Source organism: Streptomyces malachitofuscus, assembly GCF_055571035.1.
Genome location: NZ_JBVIGA010000011.1, coordinates 102,925 through 123,332 on the forward strand (window position 1 = coordinate 102,925; position 20,408 = coordinate 123,332).

Sequence of the window (20,408 nt, forward strand, 5' to 3'; positions counted from 1 at the left end):
TCCCCACCCCCCCACCCCAAAACACCCGACACCAGAACGAAAGACAGAGGCAAGCCCCCCCCCCCCCCCCCCCCCCCCGCCCCTTCGCGTGCGTGCAGTGAGGTGGATCACAGCGCCCTGCTGCATCGTTTCGCCGGGTCCCGGGTCTTTGAGGGGGTGTAAGGGATTGTTCGCAGGCGGGGCGGTGGGGATGGAGCGCTTTCGGGCCGACGGCTTCGACGAGTTCGTGGCTGCCCGCTGGTCGACGCTGCTCCATGTCGCGCGGCTGCTGACCGGCGGCGACCGGCAACGCGCCGAGGACCTCGTCCAGGAGGCCCTGGTGAAGCTCTGGTTCGCCTGGCCGAAGGTCGCCGAGCAGGCACCGGAGGCGTATGTGCGCCAGGTGCTGGTGCGGATGGCGGCCCGTTCGGCCCGGCGGCGCTGGTGGGGGGAGCGTCCGGTGGGAGAGCTGCCCGACCGGCCCGGACCGGGCGATGTGTCCGCCGCCGTCGCGGAACGGTCGCGGCTGGAGGCGGCACTGGCCCTGCTGCCGCCCCGGCAGCGGGCCGCGGTGGTGCTGCGCTACTGCGAGGACCTGCCCGAGGGCCAGGTGGCGCAGGCCCTCGGCTGTCCCGTGGGCACCGCCCGCTCCCACGCGTCGCGCGGAGTGGCGCGGCTGCGGCAGCTCCTGTCCGATTCCGTCAGGCCCGTGGGGTGAGGGGAGAAGCGATGGACGACTTCGAGCGCGAGCTGACGCGCATGATGCACGACAGCCGGGCCCCGACCCCCTTCGGGCCCGCGCACCGGGCGCGCCTCTACCAGGGCATCCGGGTCCGCCGCCGGTCGCGGGTGCTGTGGCGGGCCGGCGGTTCGGCCCTCGCCGTGGCCGGGCTGAGCATCGGTCTGGCCCTGCTGCCCGGCACCGGACCCCGTTCCCAGCCCGCGGACCGTCCGGCCCCGCCGGCGACCGCTCCGACACCGTCCGCGGAACCCACCTCCGTCCCCAGCACCTCCCTCCCGCCCACGAACGCGTTCCCCGGCACCACGGCGCCGGGGTCCGGCGGTACACCGTCCTCCTCCCCGTCCGGCACGCCCGGCGTGGGCACGTCGGCGACAGCCCCGCCCCCGGTGTCCACCGGGCCCCCGACCGCACCACCGACGACGGAGCCGGGTCCCAGCACCTCCCTCACGACCGGCGGCTGACGACTCCACCGCCGCCTCCCGCTCACCCGGGCGATGCCGCCCGGGCCGTCCTCCCACCGCCAGCCGGGCGCCTCCGGCATGCCCTCGGGCGCCCCCGGGGCCCCGTCATGCCGTGCGCCGGAAAGAGACCGTGACCCGTCATGACCATCACGAGGCGGCCGGCACCGACCGGCCGCCGCACATCCGCCGCGCCCGCACTCCGGGTGGTCCTGCCGCGCCGTGCCCCGCTGTCCGCGCACCCCCAAGAGCCCCTTCTGGACGTGGTGGTGCCCGTGCACAACGAGGAGAACGACCTGGAGCCCTGTGTCCGGCGGCTCCACGCCCACCTGGCGCAGACCTTCCCCTACCCGTTCCGGATCACCGTCGCCGACAACGCGAGCACGGACCGCACCCCGCGGATCGCCGAGCGGCTGGCCCGGGAGCTGCCCGGGACGCGGTGCCTGCGGCTGCCCGAGAAGGGACGCGGCCGCGCCCTGCACACCGCCTGGTCGCGGTCGTCCGCCCCGGTGCTCGCCTATCTGGACGTGGACCTCTCCACCGACCTCGCGGCCCTGCTGCCCCTGGTGGCCCCGCTGATCTCCGGGCATTCGGACCTCGCGATCGGCACCCGTCTGGCCCGCGGCTCCCGGGTGGTGCGCGGACCGAAGCGCGAGATCATCTCACGCTGCTACAACGGGCTGCTGCGCGGCACCCTCGCGGTGGGGTTCAGCGACGCCCAGTGCGGCTTCAAGGCCGTACGACGGGACGTCGCCGAGCGGCTGCTCCCGCTGGTCGAGGACCGGGAGTGGTTCTTCGACACCGAACTGCTGGTGATCGCCGAACGCGCCGGTCTGCGCATCCACGAGGTGCCGGTGGACTGGGTGGACGATCCCGACAGCCGGGTCGACATCCTCCCCACCGCGCTGGCGGATCTGCGCGGCATGGCCCGGCTGGGACGCGCGCTCGCCCGTGGCCGGCTGTCGCCGGCCGCGCTGCGCCGCCCCGGCCCACTCGACGAGCCCGCCGGACTGCCGCCCGCCCTGGTCCCCCGGCTGTTCCGCCGCGCCGCCGTCGGCGCGCCGGCGCTGGCGGCCGCGGCCCTGGTGTTCACGGGACGCCGCGCCCGCCGTACGACAGGATCCTCCGCCTCATGACCACCGCCCAGGCCGGACCGGCTCCGTCCCTGCCGTCGCCCCGTGTCCCGCCGCCGGACGCCCGGTCCCCGCGCGAACGGCTGCGCCGCGCCGCCGCGTACTGCGGACCCGTCTTCGCCGTGTACGGGGTGCTCAAGCTCACGGGCTTCGCCGTCTTCATGTTCCTGCTGGACTCGGCCGGCGACTTCCGGGAGAAGCACCCGCGGTTCGGCGGCGGCGCGCACCCCTGGGACGTCCTCGGCAGCTGGGACGGCTGGTGGTACCAGCAGATCGTGCTGCACGGCTACGACCCGGCGCTGGACCCCGTCCCGGGCGCCACCGGCCTGATCACCCTGAAGGGCAACTCGGCGGCGTTCTTCCCGCTCTACCCGGCGCTGATGCGGATCGTCTCGGAGGTGACCGGGCTCGGCCCCTACGGCGCGGGCATGGCCGTGTCGGTCGTCTTCTCGTTCGTCGCGGCGCTCGGCATCCACGCCGTCACCGCGCGGCTGGGCGGGCACCGGGCGGGTCTGATCGCGGCCGGACTGTGGGCGGTGTGGCCCGGTTCCGGCGCCGAGTGGGCGGTGTACTCGGAGTCCGTGTACACGGCGCTGGCCGCCTGGGCGTGCTACGCCGTGATGACGCGCCACTGGCTGACCGCCGGGGTGCTGACCTTCACCGCGGGGCTTGCCCGGCCGACGGCGGTCACTCTGGTCGCCGCGCTCGCCGTCGCCGGGCTGTCGGCGGTGTGGCGCCGCCGGGAGGGTCTGCGCCGGCCGCTGACCGCGGTGGCGATCGCCCCGCTGGGTGTGGCCGGATATCTGGGCTGGGTCGGCCACCGGATGGGCGACTGGGGTGGCTACAACAAGCTCCAGGACGGCGCCTGGGGCCACACGTTCGACTACGGCCGGCACAGTTTCGACGTGCTCACCTCGGTGCCGGTGGGTCACTTCGACTATCTGTTCGCGATGCCGATGGAGGACACCATCGGGGTCGGGGTGGTGCTGCTGGTGCCGGTGCTGACCGTGCTGCTGGCGCGGCTGCGTCCGCCCGCCGTCCTCCTCGTGTACACGGTGCTGTCGTATCTCATGGTGATGGGCACCCAGCAGTACTTCGGCAACGTCTCCCGCTATCTGCTCCCGCTGTTCCCGCTGTTCGTCCCGCTCGCCGTGGCCATGCGCCGTCTGAGCAGGCCGTCGCTGGCCGCGGTGCTCGGCACGGCGGCGGTGGCCTCCGGCTCGTACGCGGGATACGTCCTGTTCGAACTCGGCGTTCCCTAGTCCTACCGTGGAGGGATGGGCGCCGGAGCGGTGACGCTGTTCCTGTGCGGGGACGTCATGCTCGGGCGTGGTGTCGACCAGATCCTTCCGCACCCGGGCGATCCCGCGCTGAGGGAGGACTGCGTCCGGGACGCCCGCGACTACGTGGGTCTCGTGGAGGCCGTCAGCGGCCCCGTTCCCCGCCCGGTGCCGTTCTCGTGGCCGTGGGGCGACGCCCTGCGGGTGCTCGACGACGCCGACCCGGACGTGCGGATCGTGAACCTGGAGACGTCCGTCACGCGCAGTGACGCGTTCGCGCCCGGCAAGGCCGTGCACTACCGCATGCACCCGGCCAACGTGCCCGCGCTCGCGGTGGCCCGCCCGGACGTGTGCGTGCTGGGCAACAACCATGTGCTGGACTTCGGCCGTCCGGGACTCGGCGAGACGCTGGACGTGCTGGACGGCGCGGGCCTGAGGAGCACGGGCGCCGGCCGGGACGCCGACGCGGCCCACGCCCCGGCCGTGGTCCCCGTCGCGGGCGGCCGGGTGCTGGTGTTCGCCCTCGGGATGATGTCGAGCGGCATCCCGCCGAGCTGGGCGGCGACGGCGGACCGGTCCGGCGTGGCGTACGTCGCGGAGCCTTCGGCGGCGGCCGCCGAGGCGGTCGTCCGGCGGGTACGGCGGGTGAAAGGGCCGTCGGACGTCGCCGTGGTGTCCGTGCACTGGGGTTCGAACTGGGGACACCGCGTCCCGCCGGTGCACGTCCGCTTCGCCCACGCCCTGGTGGACGGCGGGGTCGACGTGGTCCACGGGCACTCCTCGCACCACCCCCGCCCCGTCGAGGTGTACCGGGACCGGCTGATCCTGTACGGCTGCGGCGACTTCGTCGACGACTACGAGGGCATCACCGGCTACGAGGAGTTCCGCGACGAGTTGCGGCTCGCGTACCTGCTGACGCTCGACGCCGGTACCGGGCGGGCGGCGGGGCTGCGGATGGTGCCGCTCAGGGCGCGGCGGATGCGGCTCGAACCCGCCGCGCCGGACGAGCGGGACTGGCTGCGGGAGACGCTCGGCCGGATCAGCGACGTGGACATCGCCCTGGACGCCGACGGGGCACTCACCCTCGCGCACGCCTCCCGGTGACCGTTTCGGCCGGTTCCGGCGGGGGCACCCGTGCCCGGCCGAGGCAGGAGGAGGTCCCCGTATGACGGACGACATCGTGCGAGCGGCCGGGCACACAGATCCGCCGCCGCGCATGGGCTTCTTCACCGACACGTCGGTGTGCATCGGGTGCAAGGCCTGCGAGGTGGCGTGCAAGGAGTGGAACGCGATCCCGGAGGACGGGCTCGAGCTCACCGGCATGTCCTACGACAACACCCAGGGTCTCGGCGCGAGCACCTGGCGGCACGTGGCGTTCATCGAGCAGCGCGCGCCCGGCGCGGCATCCGGGGCCAGCATGGAGGACGTCGACGTCTTCGACGCCGCCCGCGGGCTCGCCGGCTCCCCCGCGCCCTCCTCCGACGGCGGGGAGATGCGCTGGCTGATGTCGTCCGACGTGTGCAAGCACTGCACCCACGCCGCCTGTCTCGACGTGTGCCCCACGGGTTCGCTGTTCCGCACCGAGTTCGGCTCGGTCGTCGTGCAGGAGGACATCTGCAACGGCTGCGGCTACTGCGTGTCCGCCTGCCCGTACGGGGTCATCGAGCGGCGGCCGGACGACGGACGCGCCTGGAAGTGCACCCTGTGCTACGACCGGCTCGGCGTCGGCATGGAACCGGCCTGCGCCAAGTCCTGCCCCACCGAGTCCATCCAGTTCGGCCCGCTGGAGGAGCTGCGCGAGCGCGCGGCGGACCGGGTGGCGCAGTTGCGCGCGGCCGGGGTGGGCACCGCCCGTCTGTACGGCGAGGATCCGGGGGACGGGGTCGGTGGCGACGGCGCGTTCTTCCTGCTGCTGGACGAGCCGGAGGTGTACGGGCTGCCGCCCGACCCGGTCGTCACGACCCGCGATCTGCCCGGCATGTGGCGGCACGCGGCCGCGGCCGCCGTCTCGCTCGCCGCCCTGGCCGTCGCCGGCTTCGCCGGGAGGCGGCGATGAGCGGGGTGCCCCGGGACGGGATGCCGGACACCGGGCACGCCGGGCGCCGCCGTCGCCGCCGGGGGCGCGGTGAGCAGGCCATGGTTCCGGACGCCGAGTTCGCGTCGTACTACGGCAGGCCGGTGCTGAAGCGGCCGGAGTGGAAGCCGCTGGACGTGGCGGGCTATCTCTGGATGGGCGGGCTGGCCGGGGCGTCGTCGCTGCTGGCCGCCGGTGCGCAGGTCACCGCCCGGCCCGCGCTGGCCCGCACGGCGAAGCTGGGGGCGGCCGGAGCGATCTCGCTGTCGCTGGCGGCGCTCGTGCACGACCTGGGCCGCCCCGGGCGCTTCCTCTACATGCTCCGCGTCTTCAAGCCGACGTCGCCGATGAGCGTGGGTTCGTGGCTGCTGGCGGGGTACGCGCCGCTCACGATGGCCGCGGCCGCCGCCGACGTCTCGGGCCGGTACCGGATCGTGGGCGCCGCCGCGACGGCCTCCGCGGCGGCCCTGGGCCCGGCGGTGGCGACGTACACCGCCGTGCTGATCTGCGACACCGCCGTGCCGTCGTGGCACGAGGGGTACCGCGAGATGCCGTATGTCTTCGCCGGTTCGGGGGCCACCGCGGCGGCCGGTCTGGCCCTGGCCGCGGTACCGCCGGGACAGACCGGTCCCGCCCGCCGCGCGGCCGTCCTGGGCGCGGTGCTCGAGCTGGGCGCCTTCCGGACGATGAAGCGGAACATGGGACTGGCGGCCGAGGCGTACGAGGAGAGCGGGCCGCGGACGTGGCTGCGCGCGGCCGAGGCGCTCACGGCCGGCGGCGCCGCGCTGGCGGTCTGTTCCGGACGCCGCAACCGGGTGCTGACCGCACTCGCCGGAACGGCCCTGCTGGCCGGTTCCGCGGCCCTGCGGCTCGGGGTGTTCCACGCCGGCGTGGCCTCGGCCGAGGACCCCCGGTACACGGTCGTACCGCAGCGGGAGCGGCTGACGGCCCGGGAACGGACCGCGGATCCGCAGTCCCCTTGATTGACGCGCCGGGTCCTGGGTACTCCGCCCCGGCCGAACGCGCGTCGTACGGAAAGGGCAGGCGTCATGGGCGTACGCACGTGGATCGATTCCTGGCCGGTCTACCGCCAGCTCACCGGGAGCGACCCGCTGGGCCGCGGTGCCGCCGCCAAGAGCGGGCCGAGCGGGCGGCTGACGCCCCGGGTCGCCTCGGCGGACCGGGTGGTGAAGTCGGTCTGCCCGTACTGCGCCGTCGGCTGCGGCCAGAACGTGTACGTGGAGGACGGGCGCGTCACCCAGATCGAGGGCGACCCCGACTCCCCCGTCTCACGCGGCCGGCTGTGCCCCAAGGGCGCGGCCAGCCTTCAGCTGACCACCGGAGGCGCGCGCGAGCACCGGGTGCTGTACCGGCGTCCGCACGGCACCGACTGGGAGCATCTCGACCTCGACACGGCGATGGACATGATCGCCGACCGCGTCATCGAGGCACGCCGGGCGGGCTGGCAGTGGGAGGTCGACCAGGCCCGCACCCGGCGCACCCTCGGCATCGCGAGCCTCGGCGGGGCCACGCTGGACAACGAGGAGAACTACCTCATCAAGAAGCTGTTCACCGCTCTCGGCGCCGTCCAGATCGAGAACCAGGCCCGTATTTGACACTCCTCCACCGTTCCCGGTCTGGGAACCTCGTTCGGCCGCGGCGGCGCGACCACCTTCCAGCAGGACCTGCAGAACTCCGACTGCATCGTCATCCAGGGCTCGAACATGGCCGAGTGCCATCCGGTCGGGTTCCAGTGGGTGATGGAGGCCAAGGCCCGTGGGGCGAAGGTGGTCCACGTCGACCCGCGGTTCACCCGCACCAGCGCGATGGCGGATGTGCACGTACCGCTGCGGGCCGGTTCGGACATCGCCTTCCTCGGCGGGATCATCAACCACGTCCTGCGCACGGACGCGTACTTCCGTGACTACGTGGTCGCCTACACCAACGGGCCGGTGATCCTGCGGGAGGACTTCCGGGACACCGAGGACCTGGACGGCGTGTTCTCCGGGCTGGACCCCGACAGCCGCAGCTACGACCCGGCCACCTGGCAGTACCGCGGCGTCGACGTGCAGCCGGCCTCCGGGCAGCGGGACCAGCAGTTCGACAGGCTCAACGGGTCCCCGGACGTCACGGAGGCGGCACGCGGCGAGTCCCACGGCTCCGGCGGCCCCACGATCCCCGAGGGCGAGCCGGAACGCGACGAGACGATGACCCACCCCCGCTGCGTCTTCCAGGTGCTCAAGCGGCACTACGCCCGCTACACGCCCGAGGTGGTCGAGCAGGTCTGCGGGGTCCCGCAGGAGGTGTTCCGCCAGGTGTGCGACCTGGTCACGGAGAACTCCGGGCGGGACCGCACCACCGCCTTCGCGTACGCGGTCGGCTGGACGCAGCACACCGTCGGTGTGCAGTACATCCGGGCTGCGTCCGTGCTGCAGAGCCTGCTCGGCAACATCGGCCGGCCCGGCGGGGGCATCCTCGCGCTGCGCGGGCACGCCTCCATCCAGGGATCGACGGACATCCCCACGCTGTTCAACCTGCTGCCGGGCTACATCCCGATGCCGCACGCCCACGAGCGGCAGGACCTGGACGCCTTCGTCCGGGCCGACGCCGCGCCCAAGGGCTACTGGGGCAACATGCGCGCCTATCTGGTCAGTCTGCTCAAGGCGTACTGGGGCGACGCGGCGACCGCGGAGAACGACTTCTGCTTCGACTACCTGCCAAGGCTGACCGGCTCCCACTCCACGTACGAGACGGTCATGGCCCAGCTGGACGGCACCTGCAAGGGCTACTTCCTCATGGGCGAGAACCCGGCGGTCGGGTCCGCCAACGCCAAGCTGCAACGCCTGGGGATGGCCAACCTGGACTGGCTCGTCGTCCGGGACTTCTCCCTCATCGAGTCGGCCACCTGGTGGAAGGACGGCCCCGAGACCGAGACGGGTGAGCTGCGCACCGAGGACATCGGCACGGAGGTGTTCTTCCTGCCGGCCGCCGCGCACACCGAGAAGGACGGCAGCTTCACCAACACCCAGCGGCTGCTGCAGTGGCACCACCAGGCGGTACCGCCGCCCGGCGAGGCGCGCAGCGACCTCTGGTTCACCTTCCACCTGGGGCGGATCGTCCGGGAGAAGCTGGCCGCGTCCGCCGATCCGATGGACCGGCCGCTGCTCGACCTGACCTGGGACTACCCGACGGTGGGTGAGCTCGCCGAGCCGGACGCCGAAGCGGTGCTGGCCGAGATCAACGGCCGTGACGCAGAGGGCACCCCGCTGTCGGGCTACGACCAGCTGACGGACGACGGCTCCACCTCCTGCGGCTGCTGGATCTACTGCGGGGTGCTGGCCGACGGCGTCAACCAGGCCGACCGGCGCACCCCGGGCGGCGAACAGGACTGGGTCGCCGCCGAGTGGGGCTGGGCCTGGCCCGCGAACCGCCGGGTGCTGTACAACCGCGCCTCGGCCGACCCGGACGGCAGGCCGTGGAGCGCGCGCAAGGCGCTGGTGTGGTGGGACGCGGAACGGGGCGAGTGGACCGGGCACGACGTGCCCGACTTCAAGAAGGACAAGGCGCCCGGTCATGTGCCGCCCGCGGGCGCGACCGGCCCCGAGGCACTGTCCGGGACCGACGCGTTCATCATGCAGTCCGACGGCAAGGCGTGGCTGTACGTGCCGGCCGGTCTCACCGACGGCCCGCTGCCGACGCACTACGAGCCGCAGGACTCGCCGTTCCCCAACCTGCTGTACGGCCGTCGGCGCAATCCCGTACGGCACCTGTTGCCGCCGCACGCCGACAACCGCTACCAGCCCGGCGCGGGAGAGCCGGGTTCGGAGGTGTTCCCCTACGTCGCCACGACCTACCGGCTGACGGAGCACCACACGGCCGGCGGCATGTCGCGCTGGCAGCCCTATCTGGCGGAGCTGCAGCCGGAGTTCTTCTGCGAGGTGTCGCCGGAGCTGGCAGCCGAGCGCGGCCTCACCCACACCGGCTGGGCGACGATCGTCAGCGCCCGCGCGGTGATCGAGGCACGGGTGCTGGTCACCGACCGCATGGCGACGCTGACCGTGCACGGCCGCCCCCTGCACCAGGTGGGGCTGCCCTACCACTGGGGCCCGAACGGCTACAGCACCGGGGACGCCGCCAACGAGCTGCTGCATCTGTCGCTCGACCCCAACACCCACATCCAGGAGGCGAAGGCCTTCGCGGTGGACATCCGGCCGGGGCGCCGTCCGCGGGGTCCGGCCGCCCGGGAGCTGGTGCTGCGCTACCGGGCGCGGGCGGGCATCGACGCGGAGACCGGCACCGAGATGTGACGCTCAGGCGAGGACGACGGAGTGCGTGCTCCTCGGGACGAGTTCTCCGATCACCGGGGCGCCCGGCACCTCGCCCGCCACCAGCAGCCCGCCCGAGGTCTGGGCGTCGGCGAGCAGCAGCCGGGTGTCCTGGTCGGCGGAGCCGAAGTCGGTGAACGGGGTCACCCAGTCCAGGTTGCGCCGCGTACCGCCGCTGACGTAGCCGTCCCGGACCGCCTCGCGGGCTCCGTCGAGATAGGGCACGGCGGCGGTGTCGAGTACGGCGGTGACGCCGGAGGCGCGGGCGAGTTTGTGCAGGTGGCCGAGGAGGCCGAAGCCGGTGACGTCGGTGGCGCAGGTCGCCCCGGCGGCCAGGGCGGCGGCGGAGGCGTCCCGGTTGAGGGCCGTCATGGTGGCCACCGCCTGTTCGAAGCGCTCGCCGGTGGCCTTGTGCCGGTTGTTGAGGACGCCCAGGCCGAGGGGTTTGGTGAGCGACAGCGGCGTGCCGGGGCGGCCGGTGTCGTTGCGCAGCAGCCGGCCGGGGTCCGCCAGACCGGTGACGGCCATGCCGTACTTGGGCTCCGGGTCGTCCACGCTGTGGCCCCCGCCCACGTGACAGCCCGCCTCGGCGGCCACGTCCAGTCCGCCGCGCAGCACTTCGCGGGCCAGCTCCATCGGCAGGACGTCCCGGGGCCAGGCCAGGAGGTTGACGGCCACCACGGGGCGCCCGCCCATCGCGTAGACGTCGGACAGGGCGTTGGCGGCGGCGATGCGCCCCCAGTCGTAGGCGTCGTCGACGACGGGGGTGAAGAAGTCGGCGGTGGACACGACCGCCTGCGGTGCCGCGCCGTCCGGGGCCGGGAGGGCGGCCACCGCCGCGTCGTCCCCCGTGGCCGTCCCCACCAGCAGCGGGGTGTCACCGGTGACCGTCACGGGCGCGTCGAGGCCGGCGAGGACGTCCTCCAGCTCACCGGGCGGGATCTTGCAGGCGCAGCCGCCGCCGTGCGCGAACTGCGTGAGGCGTACGGGCGTTCCGGTCGGGGCGTGCATGAGGCTGGCTCCTTGTCGGGGATCGGTGGGGTGAGCCGGTAGCCTGGGCGGGCGTGGAGGCGTGTGGGTGCCTGGTGGCCCTCCCGGTCTTCAAAACCGAGGTGCCCGAGGATCTCGGGCAGGCGGGTTCGATTCCCGTCCGCCTCCGCTCTCCGCGTCGGCGGCGGGGCAGCGCCGGCATCGGTCGTCCACCCGTTCGGTCAGACCGCGCGCGTCCAGGAACTCCAGCAGCGGTACGGCGACCCGACGGGTGGTGTCCAGGGCCCGGCGGGCCTCGCTCAGGGTGAACGGCTGCGGCAGGCCGCGCAGTACGGCGACGGCACGGGTGTCCGCCCCCGGCAGCAGAACGATGCCGTCGGCGACCCGCAGCAGCGCGCCCGCGGTGACCGCGGCGGCCAGTTCCCTGCGACCGAGCCGCAGTTCGGCCAGGCGTCCGGCCTCCGGGGCGCGGAACGGGGCCCGTTCCAGGTCCTCGCGGAGTGCCTCGACGGCGGCCCGTACGTGCGGCGGGAGCGAGGGCCCCTCCGCTCCGGGGGCGTGCAGCCGACCGCCGCTCCGGCGCAGCGGCACCGTGCCCGGAGTGCCGGCGAGGGCGTCGACCAGCGCCCGGTCCGGCAGGTCGAGCAGCCGCCGGGCCGCCTCGGTGGGCAGTCCGGGGTCCAGTGGGTGATCCGCCGCGTACCGCCGCACCTCGGCGCCCAGCCGGTCCCGCAGCGCCGCCCAGTGCTGCGGATCGGCCAGCCAGTCACCGGCGACGGGAGCCGCGGGGGCGGTGACTCCCATGGCCTGCAGCTCCGTTCGGCGGACGAGGCGGCGCCGTCGCAGTTCGGCCGTGCCGTCCGGACGGCCGGTCAGCCCGGCCAGTTCGGCCGCTCTGGCCCGGGCCGCTCCCCGCCGGGTCAGTTCCGGCGGGCGGACGTCCAGCACCGTCACCCCGCACGGGGCGCGCCGTCGCCCGCCGGGTTCCCGCAGCACCGCCCGGTCGCCGATCCGCAGTGGCAGCCCGCGGGCCGCCGTCAGCCTGGCCGTGTCCGCGCCGAGCGGCCGTACGGTCACCGGCACCGCGGCGGTGCCGAGGTGCAGGGTGGTCGCACGGGGGAGGTCGCCGACGGGGGTTCCGGTGACCCGGACGTCGAACGTTCTGGTGAGCAGCCAGCGGTCCGGCGTCCACAGCACCTGGCCCCGGCCGAGCGCGGTGTCGGGGGCTCCGTGGACGTTGACCGCCACCCGCGCCACGCCGCCGACGGCGGACCGGTCCTCGCGCAGGCACTGCAGCCCGCGCACCCGCAGCGCGGTCGTGCCGTCCCCCGTCGTCAGCCGGTCGCCGACCCGCAGGGTGCCCGCGCCGAGCGTGCCGGTGACGACCGTTCCGTGACCGCGCACGGTGAACGCCCGGTCCAGCCACAGCCGTACGTCCGCGTCGGCGGGCGGGACGGGCAACGCGCCCGCCAGCCGGGACAGTTCCTTGCGCAGCTGTTCGAGTCCCTCGCCCGTCACCGCGCTCACCGCGACCGAGGGCACCGTGCCGAGGGAGGTGGCGGCCAGGCGTGCGACGGCGTCGGCGTGTACGGGCTCGGGATCGGCCAGGTCGCTGCGGGTCACGGCGAGCACGGCGTGGCGCACGCCGAGCGCGTCGAGGATCTCCAGGTGTTCCTGCGACTGCTCCTGCCAGCCCTGGTCGGCGGCCACCACGAACAGCACGGCCGGGACGGGTCCGACACCCGCCAGCATGGTGGCGACGAACCGTTCGTGGCCCGGCACGTCGACCAGGGCCAGGTACTCGCCGTCCGGCGGGTCGAGCCGGGTCCACACGAAGCCGAGGTCCAGGGTCAGGCCCCGGCGCCGCTCCTCCTCGAACCGGTCGGGTTCCATCCCGGTCAGCGCCCGGGCCAGCGCGGACTTCCCGTGGTCGACGTGTCCGGCGGTGGCCAGCACCCGCATGGCGGCTACCTCCCCTCGACGGCCCGTACGGCCTCGGCGAGGCGCTCGTCGTCCGCCGCCGACACCGCCCGCAGGTCGAGCAGACACCGCCCGGCCTCCAGGCGCCCCACCACGGGCACCGGCCCGGTCCGCAGCGGCAGGGCGTACCGCTCGGGCAGCGACAGGGCGGCACTGGGCAGGGTGACACCGGGTGCTCCGCCGCCGCCGACGGTCGCCTCGCTCGGGACGGCCCGTGCGTCGACGCCGTCGGCGCCCAGCAGGGCCGCGAGCCGCTCGGCACGCCGCCTCAGCGGTTCCGGTGCGGCACCGAGCGCCTCGACGGTGGGGGTCGGGGGGCCGGTCAGTGTGGCCTCGAGGGCGGCCAGCGTCAGTTTGTCCACGCGCAGGGCGCGGGCCAGCGGATGCCGGGACAGGGTGCCGATGAGGTCCTCACGGCCCAGGAGCAGTCCGCACTGGGGTCCGCCGAGGAGTTTGTCGCCGCTCGCCGTGACGAGCGCCGCACCCGCCGCCAACTGGGTGCGCGCATCGGGCTCTTCGGGCAGGACCGGATGCGGGGCGAGCAGCCCGGACCCGATGTCGACGACGACGGGGACGCCCAGGGGGGCGAGTTCGGTGACGGTAGCGGCGCGGGTGAACCCGGTGATCCGGAAGTTGGACGGGTGCACCTTCAGCACGAAGGCGGTCTCCGGCCCGACGGCCTCGGCGTAGTCGGCCGCGGTCGTGCGGTTGGTGGTGCCCACCTCGCGCAGCCGGGCGCCCGTGGAGACCAGCAGGTCGGGCAGGCGGAAGCCGTCGCCGATCTCCACCATCTCCCCCCGGCTGACGACGATCTCCCGGCCGGCGGCGAGCGCGGTGGCGGCCAGCACCAGTGCGGCGGCCCCGTTGTTGACGACGTGCGCGGCCCCGGCGGCCGGTACGGCGGCGCGCAGGGCGGCCAGGGCGGTACGGCCCCGGCGGGCCCGGACGCCGGTGCGCAGGTCGAGTTCGACGTCGGTGGGTCCGGCGGCCTCGTGCACGGCCTGCCGGGCCGCCGCGGAGAGCGGGGCCCGGCCGAGGTTGGTGTGCAGGAGCACGCCGGTGGCGTTGATCACCGGCCGCAGTCCGCCGACCGACTCCGGCAGCAGGGACACGGCCGTGTCGGCGACCGCGTCCGGCGGTACGGCGCCCTCGCGCGCCCGCTGCTGCGCCCGGTGGACCGCCGACTTCACCCGCGCCGTCCCCAGCCGGGCCGCCGCCCGGAGCAGCCGCGGATCGCGCAGCACGGTGTCGGTGCGCGGAATCCGCCGTCGTACGTCCGTGTCGACGCCTGCGCCCGTGGGATCCACCCGACTCCTCCGTTCAGGCCCGGTTGCCGGCCGGTCCTTCATCGTCCACCAGTGCCCCGGGCGAGGACGACGACACGCCGGGCGACGTGGTTCTCCGCGGCGAACCGTCCGGCGGGGCCTCGCTCCCCCGGGCTCATCCGTCCGTGCTGTCGCCGGCTCCGGCGCCCGGACGGTCCCGGCGGTGCCGGGTGCCGGGCAGCATCTCCTGCACCTTGGCCTTGAGGCCCTGCTTGACCATGGAGGAGCGGTCGCTGTCGCCCTTGAGCACGGCGGCGGCCGCGGCCTCGATCTGGTCCGCTTCCGCGTGCGGGGGAATCGGCGGCACGGCCGGGTCGGTGCGGAAGTCGATGACGAACGGCCGGTCGGCGGACAGGGCCCGGTCCCAGGCGGTCTCGACCTGCTCCGGCTTCTCCACGCGTACGCCGTCGAGCCCGATCCGCTGCGCGATCTCGGCGTACGGCAGGTCGGGCAGGGCTTGCGACGCCTCGAACTGCGGCGCGCCGGACATCGCGCGCATCTCCCAGGTGACCTGGTTCAGGTCTCCGTTGTTGAGGACGGCCACGACCAGCCGCGGATCGGCCCAGTCCCGCCAGTACTTGGCGGCGGTGACCATCTCCATCATGCCGTTCATCTGCATGGCCCCGTCCCCGACGAGAGCGATCGCGGGGCGCTCCGGGTGGGCGAACTTCGCGCCGATGGCGTAGGGCACACCGGGGCCCATGGTGGCGAGGGTGCCCGACAGGGAGCCGCGCATCCGTCCCCGCAGCCGCAGGTGGCGGGCGTACCAGTTGGCGGCGGAACCGGAGTCGGCCGTGATGATCGCGTCGTCGGGGAGCCTGCCGTCGAGAGCGTGGACCACGTACTCCGGGTTGACGGGGTCGGCGTCCACGGCGGCGCGCCGCTGCATCACCTCCCACCAGCGGGCGACGTCCTTCTCGACCTTCTCGCGCCAGGAGCGCTTCTTCTTCCGCTTCAGACGGGGCAGGAGCCGGCGCAGCGTCTCGGCCGCGTCACCGACGAGGTTCACCTCGAAGGGGTAGCGCAGGCCGATCATGTGCGGGTCGATGTCGATCTGCACTCCGCGTGCCTGGTCCAGCTCCGGCATGAACTGGGTGTAGGGGAAGCTGGAGCCGATCATCAGCAGGGTGTCGCAGTCCCGCATCAGCTCGTACGACGGCCGGGTGCCGAGCAGTCCGATGGCGCCGGTGACATAGGGCAGGTCGTCGGGGAGCACGTCCTTGCCGAGCAGTGCCTTGGCGACGCCCGCGCCGAGCACGTCCGCCAGTTGTTCCACCTCGGGGCGGGCTCCGCGGGCGCCCTGTCCGATGAGGACGGCGACCTTGTCGCCGGCGTTGAGGACGTCGGCTGCCCGTTCGAGGTCGGCGTCGGCGGGGACGGGGGCGTACCGGCCGAGTCCCATGCTGGAGGGCACCATCTTGAAGGCGTGCGTCGGAGGGGTGTACTCGAGCTGCTGCACATCGGCGGGGATGATGACGGCGGTGACGGTCCGCCGGGCGTAGGCGGTGCGGAAGGCGCGGTCGATGAGGTTGGGGAGCTGCTCCGGCACCGTCGCCGTCTCGCAGAAGTCGGAGGCGACGTCCTTGTACAGGCTCTGCAGGTCGACCTCCTGCTGGTAGGAGCCGCCCATGGCGCTGCGGTCGGTCTGCCCGACCAGCGCGACGACGGGCACGTGGTCGAGCTTGGCGTCGTACAGGCCGTTGAGCAGGTGGATGGCGCCGGGCCCCGAGGTGGCCGCGCAGACGCCGGCCCTGCCGGAGAACTTCGCGTAGCCGACGGCCTGGAACGCGGACATCTCCTCGTGCCGGGACTGGACGAACCGGGGCGTGTCGCCGGCTCGTTCCCACGCCGCCAGCAGGCCGTTGATGCCGTCGCCCGCATAGGCGAAGACGTGGTCCACCTCCCACTCGCGCAGGCGCTGGAGGACGTAATCGGAAACCTGCATGGCGGCCATCGACCTTCCGTTCCGCTCGTGCGCACCCGGCGGACCGGACGTGCGACCACTGTCGGGGGAAGGTGACCGGGTTCCGTGCGGTCCGGGGCGCAAACGTCGGGACGTCCACCGGGTGCGGGCGCCGGTGGGCGCAGTACGCCGGCCGCATCCGGCCCCCGGGAGCTGACCATGTGGAAGCGCAGGAAGCAGGCACGGCGTCCGGAGACGTGTTCCCCCTGGAGCTGTGCGACCTCTGCGCGGACACGTTCCCCGCGGACGAGGCGGTGCGCGGATACGTCGCGGACTCCTCGTCCGTCCACCCCACCGACGAGCACCACGACGGTCTGCGCCGCGTCACCGCCTGCGGCGAGGCCCACCTCGATGCGATCCGCCAGGAGTACGGGCGCCGGCCGTCCGGCCCGTCTGCGCTCTCCATGACCCAGCTCGCCCGCCGGACCGGGCTGCACGCATGCGACATCCGGCGGGCGATCGCCTGGCGCAACGAGCGACGCCGCCGGATGGCGGAGTGACCGGTGGCCCGGCCGGTGGAACGGCCGGGCCGTGCAGGTCAGACGGTGGCCGGGGCGGCGGGGCCGACCAGTTCGGACAGGACGTCCTCCATGGTCACGAAGCCGATGACCCTGCCGTTCTCCCCGACGGCCGCGGCGAGGTGACTGCCTTCGGCGCGCAGGGCGGTGAGTGTGTCGTCCAGCGGTGTGTCGATGCGCACCCGGGTGATCCGGTGCAGCGCGGTGCGCGGGAAGGGCCGGTCGCGGTCGGCGGCGCCGAGGGTGTCCTTGATGTGCAGGTAGCCCAGGACGGTGCCGTCGGGACCGGTGACGGGGAAGCGGGACAGGCCCGCCTCGGCGGCCAGCCGTTCCAGCCGGGCGGGGGTGACGGTGCGGTCGACGGTGCGCATCCGCTGTGCGGGCACGAGGATCTCGCCGACCGGCCTGGTTCCCAGTTCCAGCGCGTCCCGCAGCCGTTCGCCGTCGGCGGGATCGAGCAGGCCGGCCTCGCTGGAGTCGACGACCATCCGGGCGAGCTGGTCGTCGGTGAAGACCGACTCGACCTCGTCCTTCGGCTCGACGCGCAGCAGCCGCAGCAGCACGTTGGCGAAGGCGTTGATGCCGAACACGAACGGCCGCAGCGCCCGGGTCAGCGCCACCAGCGGCGGGCCCAGCAGCAGGGCGCCCGCCACGGGCGCGGCCAGCGCGATGTTCTTGGGCACCATCTCGCCGATGAGCATGTGCAGATAGGTGGCGAGGGTCAGGGCGATGACGAACGCGATGGGGTGCACCAGGCCGTGCGGGATGTGCACCGCCTCGAAGCCGGGCTCCAGCAGGTGCGCGATGGCCGGTTCGGCGACCGCGCCGAGCACCAGGGAGGAGACGGTGATGCCGAGCTGGGCGGTGGCCATCATCGCGGACAGGTGCTCCAGCGCCCACAGCGTCATGCGGGCGCGTTTCTCGCCCGCCTGGGCACGGGGTTCGATCTGGCTGCGGCGCACCGAGATCAGGGCGAACTCGGCGCCGACGAAGAACGCGTTGGTCAGCAGGGTCAGGGCGCCGATGGCGAGCTGCAGGGCGGTCATCGGGCTCCCTCCGTGACACGGTCGAGCGCGGGCGTGGCCGGTTCGGTGACGCGTATGCGGTCGGCGCGGTGGTGCTCGACCTCCAGCACGTCGAGCCGCCAGCCGTCGAGGTCCACGGCGTCCCCCTTGACGGGGATGCGGGCCAGGCGGGTCGCGATCAGTCCGGCCACGGTCTCGTAGGGTCCGTCCGGCGCGGTGAGTCCGATGCCGGAGAGCCGGTCGAGGCGGACGCTGCCGTCCGCCTCCCACACGCTGCGGCCGTCCTCGGTGGCGGGGGCGGGTGCCAGGTCGGGTGCCTCGAAGGGGTCGTGCTCGTCGCGGACCTCGCCGACGACCTCCTCGACGATGTCCTCCACGGTGGCCACGCCCGCCGTGCCGCCGTACTCGTCGATGATCACGGCCATGGTGCGGTGCGCGCGCATCCGCTCCAGCAGCCGGTCGGCGGTCAGGCTGTCGGGGACCAGCAGGGGCGGGGTGGTCAGGTCGGTGACGGGCGTGCCGGCCCGCCGCTCCGGCTCCAGGGCGAGCACGTCACGGATGTGGACGGTGCCGACGACCTCGTCGAGGCTGTCCCGGTAGACCGGGAAGCGGGACAGACCGGTGGCATGGCTGAGGGCGGCGGCGTCGGCGGCGGTGGCACGCACCTCCAGGGCCCGGACGTCGACCCTCGGGGTCATCACGTTCTCGGCGGTGAGCTCGCTCAGGTGCAGGGTGCGGACGAAGAGTTCCGCGGAGTCCGCCTCCAGGGCGCCCTCGGCCGCGGAGCGCCGGGCCAGCGCGCCCAGTTCCTCGGGAGTGCGCGCGGAGGCCAGTTCCTCGGCGGGCTCCAGTCCGAGGCGGCGCACGAAGCGGTTCGCCGTGCTGTTCAGATGCCCGATGAACGGGCCGAAGGCGGCGGTGAACGCGCGCTGCGGTCCCGCGACCACCTTCGCGACCGCGGACGGCCGGGAGATGGCCCAGTTCTTGGGGACCAGTTCGCCGATCACCATGAGCACGACGGTGGAAACCGTCACACCCAGCAAGGTCGCCGCCGTCGGGGCGGCGCCGCCCAGTCCGGCCGCCCGCAGCGGTCCGCGCAGCAGCGCGGCCAGGGACGGCTCGGCGAGCATGCCGATCACCAGGGAGGTGACGGTGATGCCGAGCTGGGCGCCGGACAGCTGGAGCGTCAGATGCCGTACGGCACGCAGGGCGCTCGCGGCGCCGCGCTCGCCGGCCTCGGCGGCACGCTCCAGCTCACCGCGCTCGACGGTGGTCAGGGAGAACTCGGCCGCGACGAACACCGCGCAGGCCAGGGTCAGCGCCAGGGCGAGCAGGAGCAGCAGGACCTCGGTCACCGTGCCACCCCCGCTCCCTCGTCGGCCGTACGGCGTGGACGCGCGGTGGTGGCACAGCTGCTACTGGGAGGATCACCCATCGGGAGACCGTAGCTCCTTCTCAAACACGTGGACGACATGTGGTGTGAAAGCAGGATGGCCTGTTTCTACGCCAACTGTAAAGGAGCCGCAAAGTCGTCGTGGTCCTCGGGGGACGCGGGGCGGCCGGGCGTCAGGTGATCTCCAGTACGTCCTTGACGGGGCGCCGGGGGGGCGCGGGGCCCCGGGGGCCGTAGCCGAGGCGCAGCACCATGTGCACCTGCCCGGTGCCTGCCGCCGGGTCGCGGGCCAGCAGGCGCAGCTCCGGCTCCTCCAGGGCGTGCGAGGTGAGGGAGGTCGCCAGGTCGGCCAGGGTGGCCTCCAGCAGGACCCGTTCCAGTGCCTGCCCGGCGCGCAGCCAGTCGGCGGGGCCTTCGCCGCGGGTACTGAGCAGGGCCAGGTGCGGCACGTCCTCGAAGGTCGTGGTGCCGCGGTCGGCCACCGTCCGGCGGCCCGCGAAGTCGCGCACGGGGGCCCTGCCGCCCTCCTTGCGGGGCCCGAACGCGTACTCCGGTACGCCGTCGACGGCGGTGTCCGCCTCCGCGCCCAGCCGCGTCCAGCGGAGCACGTCCTCGTTGCCGCCGGGGTCCAGCACGTCCCGGCTCTCCGCGTCCCGGACCAGGTCGAGCACGGTCTCTGCGTGCCAGGCGCCGGGGAAGAGCAGCTCGGCGCCCTCCTGGGCCGCGGCGTCCCGCAGAGCGGCCCGCACCTCGTCGGGGATGGCCTTTTCGGCGAAGGGGTGACGGCTGGTGTGCCGCTCCCGGACGGCGGGGTGCAGCCGGGCGAGCTCCGTGTCGGCGGGGCGGTGCGGGAGCGGGGCGGACAGCCGTACGGCGGCGAGCAGCAGCGGGTCGCCGGGCTCGGGCAGGAGGGCCGTCTCCGCGACGAGGTCCGCGTACGCGGCGGCGACCCGCAGGTTGAACAGAGCCGCCCCGCAGCCGATGTGCAGCGCCCGGTCGTCGGGGTCGGAGTGGGGCATGGCCCGTTCGGGATCGGCCCGCAGCAGCAGGAGATGCTCCGCGCGCCGGTAGTGGAAGCGCCAGGGCTGGGCGTTGTGCATGGACGGTGCCGCGGCGGCCTCGGCCACCAGCGTGGTCACCGTCCTGTCGTCGAGCGGTCGCGATGCCATGCCGTCCTCCTCGCACCCCGGCCGGCCCGGGCCGGCACTCGGCTCCACCTGTGG

14 protein-coding genes, 1 tRNA gene and 2 pseudogenes are annotated in these 20,408 nt (G+C 74.1%); 10 read left to right on the forward strand and 7 right to left on the reverse strand.

Features of this window, described 5'->3' with window-relative positions; translation table 11 throughout:
* Positions 1-190 precede the first annotated feature (190 nt).
* The 8 genes and pseudogenes from ACZ44S_RS17875 to fdh all read left to right on the forward strand — a co-directional run bounded on the left by ACZ44S_RS17875 (position 191) and on the right by fdh (position 9,973).
* Complete coding sequence (locus tag ACZ44S_RS17875; RefSeq protein ID WP_466929945.1) at positions 191-697, forward strand: SigE family RNA polymerase sigma factor; 507 nt, start codon at positions 191-193, stop codon at positions 695-697.
* Positions 698-708: 11 nt separating this feature from the next.
* Positions 709-1,182, forward strand: coding sequence for a cellulase (locus ACZ44S_RS17880; protein WP_466929947.1), 474 nt, complete (start codon positions 709-711; stop codon positions 1,180-1,182).
* A 140-nt stretch (positions 1,183-1,322) separates the two neighbouring features.
* Positions 1,323-2,270, forward strand: a pseudogene (locus tag ACZ44S_RS17885) (dolichyl-phosphate beta-glucosyltransferase); the annotation flags it as partial.
* Between the two features lie 41 nt (positions 2,271-2,311).
* Entirely contained in the window at positions 2,312-3,574 is a 1,263-nt protein-coding gene (locus tag ACZ44S_RS17890; protein WP_466929950.1) for a hypothetical protein, read from the forward strand.
* A gap of 15 nt (positions 3,575-3,589) precedes the next feature.
* On the forward strand, positions 3,590-4,696 hold the full coding sequence (locus tag ACZ44S_RS17895) for a CapA family protein (RefSeq protein ID WP_466929952.1): 1,107 nt from the start codon (positions 3,590-3,592) through the stop codon (positions 4,694-4,696).
* A gap of 61 nt (positions 4,697-4,757) precedes the next feature.
* On the forward strand, positions 4,758-5,648 hold the full coding sequence (locus ACZ44S_RS17900; RefSeq protein ID WP_466929955.1) for a 4Fe-4S dicluster domain-containing protein: 891 nt from the start codon (positions 4,758-4,760) through the stop codon (positions 5,646-5,648).
* Positions 5,649-5,728: 80 nt separating this feature from the next.
* Positions 5,729-6,649 carry an NrfD/PsrC family molybdoenzyme membrane anchor subunit gene (gene nrfD / locus ACZ44S_RS17905; protein ID WP_466930240.1) on the forward strand — a complete coding sequence of 307 codons (921 nt, stop codon included), beginning with the start codon at positions 5,729-5,731 and terminating at the stop codon, positions 6,647-6,649.
* Positions 6,650-6,715: 66 nt separating this feature from the next.
* Positions 6,716-9,973, forward strand: a complete 3,258-nt coding sequence (gene fdh, locus ACZ44S_RS17910) for a formate dehydrogenase (protein ID WP_466929957.1) — start codon at positions 6,716-6,718, stop codon at positions 9,971-9,973.
* A gap of 3 nt (positions 9,974-9,976) precedes the next feature.
* Here fdh and selD read toward each other — a convergent pair whose 3' ends face one another.
* The gene (selD, locus tag ACZ44S_RS17915) at positions 9,977-11,002 is read right to left on the reverse strand and encodes a selenide, water dikinase SelD (protein WP_466929960.1); all 1,026 of its coding nucleotides are present in this window, start codon (positions 11,000-11,002) and stop codon (positions 9,977-9,979) included.
* Positions 11,003-11,057: 55 nt separating this feature from the next.
* Here selD and ACZ44S_RS17920 point away from each other — a divergent pair.
* Positions 11,058-11,150 (forward strand) — tRNA-Sec (locus ACZ44S_RS17920).
* A 47-nt stretch (positions 11,151-11,197) separates the two neighbouring features.
* Here the strand turns inward: ACZ44S_RS17920 and ACZ44S_RS17925 are convergent.
* From ACZ44S_RS17925 to ACZ44S_RS17935, 3 genes and pseudogenes are all read right to left on the reverse strand, one after another.
* Positions 11,198-12,943: pseudogene (locus tag ACZ44S_RS17925) on the reverse strand (SelB domain-containing protein); the annotation flags it as partial.
* A gap of 5 nt (positions 12,944-12,948) precedes the next feature.
* Positions 12,949-14,310, reverse strand: coding sequence for an L-seryl-tRNA(Sec) selenium transferase (gene selA, locus ACZ44S_RS17930; protein WP_466929963.1), 1,362 nt, complete (start codon positions 14,308-14,310; stop codon positions 12,949-12,951).
* A 91-nt stretch (positions 14,311-14,401) separates the two neighbouring features.
* The gene (locus ACZ44S_RS17935; protein ID WP_466929965.1) at positions 14,402-16,231 is read right to left on the reverse strand and encodes a thiamine pyrophosphate-requiring protein; all 1,830 of its coding nucleotides are present in this window, start codon (positions 16,229-16,231) and stop codon (positions 14,402-14,404) included.
* Between the two features lie 179 nt (positions 16,232-16,410).
* On the opposite strand from ACZ44S_RS17935, the gene ACZ44S_RS17940 reads away from it, so the two are divergent.
* Complete coding sequence (locus ACZ44S_RS17940) at positions 16,411-16,749, forward strand: hypothetical protein (protein WP_466929967.1); 339 nt, start codon at positions 16,411-16,413, stop codon at positions 16,747-16,749.
* Between the two features lie 38 nt (positions 16,750-16,787).
* Here the strand turns inward: ACZ44S_RS17940 and ACZ44S_RS17945 are convergent, their stop codons facing one another.
* From ACZ44S_RS17945 to ACZ44S_RS17955, 3 genes are all read right to left on the reverse strand, one after another.
* Complete coding sequence (locus ACZ44S_RS17945) at positions 16,788-17,813, reverse strand: hemolysin family protein (RefSeq protein ID WP_466929969.1); 1,026 nt, start codon at positions 17,811-17,813, stop codon at positions 16,788-16,790.
* Positions 17,810-19,147 (reverse strand): hemolysin family protein, encoded by a 1,338-nt coding sequence (locus tag ACZ44S_RS17950; RefSeq protein ID WP_466929971.1) that lies wholly within the window; start codon positions 19,145-19,147, stop codon positions 17,810-17,812. Before ACZ44S_RS17950 ends, ACZ44S_RS17945 begins: the two co-directional genes overlap by 4 nt.
* A gap of 211 nt (positions 19,148-19,358) precedes the next feature.
* Positions 19,359-20,354, reverse strand: coding sequence for an Acg family FMN-binding oxidoreductase (locus ACZ44S_RS17955; protein WP_466929973.1), 996 nt, complete (start codon positions 20,352-20,354; stop codon positions 19,359-19,361).
* Positions 20,355-20,408 lie beyond the last annotated feature (54 nt).